The organism is Dietzia sp. HMSC21D01 (assembly GCF_001815995.1).
Lineage (GTDB): Bacteria > Actinomycetota > Actinomycetes > Mycobacteriales > Mycobacteriaceae > Dietzia > Dietzia cinnamea.
Window position 1 is genome coordinate 1 of sequence record NZ_KV823922.1, and the last position, 4,081, is coordinate 4,081.

General features: G+C 71.1%; 4 protein-coding genes. 1 reads left to right on the forward strand and 3 read right to left on the reverse strand.

Translation table 11 applies throughout. The features are described from left to right. Positions 1 to 61: 61 nt before the first annotated feature. The gene (locus HMPREF3086_RS09225; RefSeq protein ID WP_070721499.1) at positions 62 to 1,321 is read right to left on the reverse strand and encodes an alpha-hydroxy-acid oxidizing protein; all 1,260 of its coding nucleotides are present in this window, start codon (positions 1,319 to 1,321) and stop codon (positions 62 to 64) included. Positions 1,322 to 2,260: 939 nt separating this feature from the next. Here HMPREF3086_RS09225 and HMPREF3086_RS19275 point away from each other — a divergent pair. Then, positions 2,261 to 2,665, forward strand: a complete 405-nt coding sequence (locus HMPREF3086_RS19275) for a hypothetical protein (RefSeq protein WP_141764040.1) — start codon at positions 2,261 to 2,263, stop codon at positions 2,663 to 2,665. Between the two features lie 26 nt (positions 2,666 to 2,691). Here HMPREF3086_RS19275 and HMPREF3086_RS09230 read toward each other — a convergent pair whose 3' ends face one another. Both HMPREF3086_RS09230 and HMPREF3086_RS09235 read right to left on the reverse strand, forming a co-directional pair. Continuing rightward, on the reverse strand, positions 2,692 to 3,288 hold the full coding sequence (locus HMPREF3086_RS09230; RefSeq protein ID WP_070721501.1) for a GNAT family N-acetyltransferase: 597 nt from the start codon (positions 3,286 to 3,288) through the stop codon (positions 2,692 to 2,694). A gap of 79 nt (positions 3,289 to 3,367) precedes the next feature. After that, on the reverse strand, positions 3,368 to 3,943 hold the full coding sequence (locus tag HMPREF3086_RS09235; RefSeq protein ID WP_181365971.1) for a CueP family metal-binding protein: 576 nt from the start codon (positions 3,941 to 3,943) through the stop codon (positions 3,368 to 3,370). Between the last annotated feature and the right edge of the window lie 138 nt (positions 3,944 to 4,081).

Below are 4,081 nucleotides of genomic sequence, written 5' to 3' on the forward strand. Positions count from 1 at the left end.
CCCGGTCGGCAGTCGCCGACCGGGGGCCGTGTCGTATCCGGGCTGACCGGCCGCGCGCGGGTCAGGCCAGGAGGGAGCCGTCTACCTCGTCCCATGAGCTGGCGCCGCACAGGGAGAGCGTGAGGTCGATCTCGGCGAGGAGGTTGTCGAGCACCTCGCCGACGCCGCGCTCGCCCGCGATGGCTAGGCCGTAGATGTGGGGCCGCCCGATCGTCACCGCGTTCGCCCCGCAGGCCATGGCCTTGACGACGTCGGTGCCGTTACGGATGCCGGAGTCGAGCAGCACGGTCGGCTCGGGGCCCACGGCCTCGCGGATGCGGACGAGGGCGTCGAGGGTGCCGATCGATCCGTCGACCTGGCGGCCCCCGTGGTTGGAGACCATGACCGCGTCGACGCCGGAATCGAAGGCCTGCCGGGCGTCGTCCGGGTGCAGGACGCCCTTGAGGACGATCGGCAGCCGGGTCCGCTCCCGCAGGGTCGCGAGGTGCTCCCAGCTCAGTGCCGGATTGGAGAAGGTGTCGAGGAAGGTCTGCACGGCGGCGCGGGTTTCGGGTGCGCGCAGGTTGTCGAGCAGGCGTCCGGGGCGATTGCGCGCCATCTCCAGCAGCGTGAGCGCGGCTCGCGGGGTGACCTTGATGGTGCCGGGGTCCGAGCCGGGGCCGGCCGCGGCCTCGCGTGCGACCCGCTCGGCCACCATCTCGGTGAAGCGCGGGTCGGAGACGTACTGGGCGATGCCGACCCCGCGGGTGAAGGGCAGTGATCCGAGGTCGAGGTCCCAGGGCCGCCAGCCGAGGGTGGTGGTGTCGAGGGTGACGACCAGGGCGCCGGCGTCGATCGCCTCGGCGCGGGCGGTCTCCTCCATCGGCGAGGAGCCCTGGGAGGACAGGATGTACGGGATCCCGCGCTCGGCCGCGGCCCGCCCGACCATGAGGTCGGCGTCGCGGCGGACCAGACCCGCCGCGCCGATGGGGGCGACCAGCACCGGGGCGGGGAGTGTTTGCCCGAGCACGGTGGTCGCCAGGTCCCGCCGGGAGGTGTTGCGCAGCATGCGCGGCACGAGCGGGCGGCGGTCGAAGGCCTCGCGGTTGGCGGTGATGGTCGTCCCGGAGCCGGCGCCGCCGTAGATGTAGGCCCAGGCCTTGGCCCCGCCTGGCCGGCGCAGGAGCGCGCGTCGCGCGGCGGCCTCGAGCTTCTCGGCGCTGGTCGGCACCGTGGGCGTGATGCCGGAGATGCCGGAGCGGTAGATGACGTTCTGCCGCGCGCGGCCGAGGGGGTCCGGCGCGGGCGTGTCTGTGGCGGGGGTCACCGAGTCTGCCGTCATAGCGGAGAGCGTACTGCGGGCGGGTCGACGGCAGAGCGGGAGGAGCTAAGCGTCGCTGCTGCCGGGCCTGCGCACCATCGCGGTCGAGGACGCCTCGCCCAGGGTGGCCACGGTCCCGATGACCTCGAACCCGAACCGCTCGTAGAGGCGCCGGCTCCCCGGCGTGGTGGATCGAGAAAGGCCAGCGGGGTCGGTGGGCGGTGCCGTTGGCTAGGAGCCCGGCTCGTACTGCCAGATGGTTCCATCGTGGGTAAGGCGCCGGTAATCGCAATATGCCTCCTGGCCATTGGACGGATCGATCGCCTTGGCTCCGACGCCGGGACACGGCTTCGCACCGAGCGAATTGGCGACCTCGGTGACGCTGGGTAGGCCAGGAGCGAGGGCGGGCGCCGGGTATGGGACCGGGGTCGGATACGGGGCCCAGAGTCGGGCGTCGGTGCGGCTCAGCTGAGCGCACCAGAGCTGGGTGCCATCTTCTGCGAATGCCCGCTGGTTTGGGGCAGGGCAGTAGCTGAACGGGATCACCCAATTGGACGCCACGTACGTCGGAGCCGGTGGAACAAGGTCGTGCCAGACGAGCGGGTACGGGAGTACCGGCAGCTGGGCGCTTGTAGATCCAGGAGGCGCTGGAACGGGTACCGGCGCCATCGGGGGAAGCTCGACTGAGCCACCGGGGAGGACCTGGCCGCTAGCGATCGGGGCGAGAGTGGCGCTGATGGCGATCGCACCGGCGACCCCGGCGAGCAATGTCCGAGCACGTGACATAACGACTCCGCTTTCAGTGAGGGTGTTGCTAATTAAATCATCGGGACCGCCCGGCATCTGCCGAAGTACGAGGATTCCTGCTGTTCAGCGGTGCTACTATCCGCCCAAGGTGAGTTTTCCCGACGAACAAGGGTTTCTTTCGAGACCGGCCGAACTATCTAAAGAGGGATTCCCGTGAAGCGCTTCGCGAAGACCTTGGTTCTAGCGCCGGCTATTGCCGGAATGGCGTGGGCACTGGCGCCAGCCGCCAGCGCGCAGCCTGTTACCGGGTCGGCAATCGACCCGATCATCGTTCCGCGTCCGTTTGATTTCCCGATCTGGCAGCTTCCACCGCTGCCGTACCCCTTCGAATGGGAGTTCCATCTCCCGCCGATGCCGCCCCCGCCTCCGACGCCAGCCCCGGCCCCGGCGCCCAATCCGCGGCCAGGTGATGTCTGTCCGCAGGCGAGAATCGGCGAACTGTCGCCGAACAAGCTCCGCTGCACCTTCATGGGTACTCCCAACCCGGCACGCTGGGTGGAAGTGGCTCCGAGCGCCCTCAACCCGGATGGAACCCTCAAGCCGGGCGCTGGGGGCTGAGCCTTATTTCCTCTTGGCCGGCGAGGTCAGAAAGGTCTGCGCAGCATGGCGGTCGAGGACGCCTCGCCCAGGGTGGCGACCGAGCCGATGGTCTCGAAGCCGAACCGCTCGTAGAGGCGCCGGCTGCCCGGGGTGGTGGACTCCAGGAACGCCAGCGGGGTCGGGGAGCGGTCGACGATGGCCAGGCGGTGCTCGAGCAGGGCCGTGCCGACGCCCCTGCCGCGCGCCTCGGGCCCGGCGCCGATGTCGCGGAGGTACCAGTGCGGTGCGGGGGGCCGGTACGCCTCGATCTGCAGGGTGTGGCGGGCGCCCCGGCCGATGGGCAGCCGACCGAGGACCCAGCGGGTCCCGCCCGTGATCGCCCGCCGGGCCGTGGCCAGCGCGCCCGAGTCGGCAGGAGGTTCCCACAGAAGGGCTCCGACCACCTCGTCGTCGTCGACCGCCACGTCCACCCAGCCGGGGCGCCGCCGTACGCGACGGCGGTAATACGCGGCGAGCTTGGCGAGCCGGGTCTCGTCCTCCGGCAGGGTGATCGACCACGCGGGGTCGTCGCGGAACGCCTCGCTGAGGAGGCGGGCCACCGCGGGGGCGTCGGCGCGGGTGGCCGTGCGGACTGTCACCATGAGCGGGCTTTCTGCGAGGTGGGCGGGCGGGGAGCGTGCGTGGGAGCGTGGAGCGGTGCGTGCGGGCGCGGTCAGCGTTCTAGGTGAGCTGCATGGTCGTCAGGCAGGTGAGGTCGTCGGCGCCGGTGGCGATCGGTGTGCTCGCGGTCTTGCCGTCGTGCTCGATGCGGATCGTTCCGGTGATGTCGCGGGGGAGCCAGAGGCCGACGAAGCCGTTGTCGTAGGTGGTGCGCGTCTCGTCGAGAATCGTCCGGCCCGCGGCGTCGGTGACGGTGACGTCGACGGATTCGCCGGTCATCTCGCCCAGGCAGGTGGTCAGGCTGTGGAAGGTGCAGTCGTGGGTCTGTGCCTCGTACGGCGCGACCGAGAGGTAGAACGTCTCGTCCGGCATCGGCAGGGTCTGCGTGGAGCCGGCTGCGGTGTCGCTGAGCACTAGCTCAGTCGGCTGGACGGACGCGATGAGCGTGGTCGGCCGGTCGGAGACGGCCATCGTGTCGAGGTGCTCGATGATCTCGGGGGCGTCCATCCCGGCGAGCCCGTGCTGCTCGAGGACGGTCGATTCGGGCTGTGTGGTGCCGCAGGCCGAGAGGGCGAGCGCGGTCGCGGCCAGGGCGGCGGCCAGCGCGCGGCGTCGCGGGGGAACTGTGGTGGTCATCGGTGCCGGGCTCCTCGTCCGTACTCGCAGTCCATTCTCACATCGTGAGAGCATCTCACGTCCGGCGACCCGCCCGGGCGTCCGGGTGCGCGTGCGGGCGCGGGCGCTGCGTCCGGCCCGGCGCGCCGCTCAGCCCAG

Excerpts from the sequence above, each read along its gene's own strand:
- HMPREF3086_RS09230 (WP_070721501.1), bottom strand. The coding sequence starts at position 3,288 with ATGGTGACAGTCCGCACGGCCACCCGCGCCGACGCCCCCGCGGTGGCC.
- HMPREF3086_RS09235 (WP_181365971.1), bottom strand. The coding sequence starts at position 3,943 with ATGACCACCACAGTTCCCCCGCGACGCCGCGCGCTGGCCGCCGCCCTG.
- HMPREF3086_RS09225 (WP_070721499.1), bottom strand. The coding sequence starts at position 1,321 with ATGACGGCAGACTCGGTGACCCCCGCCACAGACACGCCCGCGCCGGAC.